Here is a 2,650-nt window from a genome sequence, read left to right as displayed (position 1 = left end):
GCGTTTGAGTTGACGATTCTGTTCGCATCGTTCTGCACGTTCTTCGGGATGTGGGCGCTCAACGGATTGCCTCGTTTTAGCAACCCGATCTTCACCGACCCTCGCTTTGACCGCGTCACCGACGACCGTTTCTTCCTGTACATCGACTCCAAAGACAAAAGTTTTGACGCCAAGGGTGTCGAGAAACTGTTGGGCGAAACTGGCACGGAATACATCAATACCGTCGTCGATGACGATTCGCCAACCACGATTCCGAAATTCCTGATTGTCGGTTTATGCGTGCTGATCGGCTTGTCGATCATCCCAGCGTTGATCGTCGCCAAAATGCGAGTCACCAACAGCAGCGAACCACGATTCCATATCTTCCCAGACATGGATTTTTCGCCTGCTCGTGATGCTCAACAAACCACAACGTTGTTTGCGGACAACCGCGCGATGCGCCCCGACGTCCCCGGCACCGTTGCTCGCGGCCAAATGGACGCCGACTTGAACTTCTTAACTGGGATCGACATGGACAAATTTGCCCAAGTCGACGCCGACCGTGCCGAACACTTGGTGCGAACCTACCTGACACCGCTGGCCGCTGAAGGCGACGCCCCGGATGCCTCAGCCACTCCCCCCGCTGAAAAAAGCGTGATGGAAACAACGCCGTGGCTCGAGCAGAATCCGGTCGCGATTTCCGATGCGGTCGTTCGTCAAGGACAAGAGCAATTCAACATCTACTGCTCGGTGTGCCATGGAATGGATGGACGCGGCAACGGCTTGGTGAATCAGCGGGCTCAAAAGATCATGGCATCGACCTGGGTTCCCCCGTCATCGCTGCACCAAGACGTGCTGTATGCCGACCAATATCCAGACGGCAAGCTGTTCAACACGATTAGCAACGGCATTCGTAAGATGCCAGGTTACGCCGGACAGATCAAAGCCAAAGACCGCTGGGCAATCGTGAGCTACGTTCGCGCTCTGCAGAAGAGCCAAAACGCTTCGATGGACCTGGTGCCTGCAAGCGAGAAGGCGAAAGTCGAAAAGCAAAAGAACAAAGTCGACAAGCAGCTCGCCGAAGCCGCCGAAGCGGAACGCAAAAAAGAAGAAGAGCGAGCCGCAAAGGCCGCCGCAAGCAAGTAGTTCGTTCGCCCCACGCGTTCGAACCCCGAAGTCCCCGGGACTTCACATTCAACATTTTCACATCATTTCAATCCTACTGCTGAACTACAGATGTCCAAGCACGCACCGGCCATCAAACCGGCTGACGACCCAGCCTTCAAATTGCCAGCCTCCCTGTCGGCACTCAGCCTTCCGCTTTGTATTGGCGGTGTGTTGGTCCTGATTGTCGGTTGGTTGATTGCGACCTATGGCGTTGACCAACCCAAGTTCGGTATGTCGGCCTACCTTGCTGCGTTCATGTACTGCTTGACGCTCGTTCTAGGATCACTGTTTTTCGTGATGATCCAGCACTTGGTACGAGCCGGATGGAGCACCGTGGTTCGCCGGATCGCCGAATTGGTGATGGTCATGATTGTGCCGATGGCGGTCTTGTTCCTGCCGATCCTGGTCACGCTGTGGACGAGTGATGCCGCACTTTACCGCTGGGATAGCCCAACATTTGCGCAAGACAACCATCTTGACGAAGCGATGTGGGCCAACAAAACCATGTGGCTTTCACAGGATTGGTTCACCATCCGTGCCTGCATTTACTTTGCGATCTGGATCGGCTTGGCCGTTTACTACTTCCGCGGCAGCGTGGAACAGGACGAAACGGGCGAACGAGCTGCGACCGACCGCATGCAGTTTTGGAGCGGCCCCGCCGTCATGCTGTTCTGCGGTAGCATGACCTTTGCGATGTTCGACTGGGTGATGAGTCTGGCGCCGATGTGGTTTTCGACAATGTTCGGCGTCTACCTGTTTGCCGGTGCGATCCTTTCGGCTCACTGTATCCTTGCCGTTGCTGCCTACTTGCTTCAACAAGCTGGCGCGATGCGAGACGAGGTGACGGTCGAGCACTACCACGACCTAGGCAAGCTGATCTTCGGCTTTATCACGTTCTGGACCTACATCTCGTTCAGCCAGTACCTGTTGATCTGGTACGCGAACATCCCCGAAGAAACCGAGTGGCTGTACCACCGTCAATTGGGAACCTGGGGCACCTTGTCGCTAGTCTTGGTTTTTTTGCACTGGATGTTGCCATTTCTCGGTACGATGAGCATGTATGTTCGCCGTCGTCCGCGATGGATCTTCTTCTGGGCGTTTTACGTCCTAGTCATGCACTATATTGATATTTACTGGATGGTGATGCCCGAGGCGCATGCAGGCGTCCCTGGTGCCCACGGATCGGCTGGCGGAGCTATCGGCGTGGTGGCGAGCGTATTGTGCGTCCTTGGAATGGTTGCGTTGATGGTTGGACTCGTCCTTCGCGTCGCCAGCCAGACCCGGATTGTTGCCGTCCGCGACCCCCGGCTGGCCGAATCGATTGCCTTCGAAAATATTTAGTCGGCGGACCCCCCCCCTCAGCGATCCCGACCTCCCCTTATTCACTCGCATTAAACGCTTGAAACAGATTTAGAATAGTTATGGCCCAATACGATGACTTAAATGTGAGCCGCATTTTCACTGTCGGAGTGATCTCGGTGGTCGTTACTGCGGTTACCGCTTT

2 protein-coding genes are annotated in these 2,650 nt (G+C 55.2%); both read left to right on the top strand.

All coding sequences use genetic code 11. The annotated features are described in order from the left end of the window. Positions 1 to 1,125 (top strand): quinol:electron acceptor oxidoreductase subunit ActD (locus ABX962_RS34370; RefSeq protein WP_372726172.1); only part of this gene is annotated, 1,125 nt, incomplete at its 5' end. 90 nt (positions 1,126 to 1,215) lie between these two features. Next, positions 1,216 to 2,487 carry a hypothetical protein gene (locus ABX962_RS34365; protein ID WP_372726171.1) on the top strand — a complete coding sequence of 424 codons (1,272 nt, stop codon included), beginning with the start codon at positions 1,216 to 1,218 and terminating at the stop codon, positions 2,485 to 2,487. Positions 2,488 to 2,650 lie beyond the last annotated feature (163 nt).

The organism is Novipirellula sp., from assembly GCF_041583735.1.
GTDB lineage: Bacteria > Planctomycetota > Planctomycetia > Pirellulales > Pirellulaceae > Novipirellula.
This window is presented reverse-complemented; position numbering and strand designations above follow the sequence as displayed.

Bases quoted from the DNA above. Each gene is read 5' to 3' on its own strand.
- ABX962_RS34365 (WP_372726171.1), top strand. From the start codon at position 1,216: ATGTCCAAGCACGCACCGGCCATCAAACCGGCTGACGACCCAGCCTTC.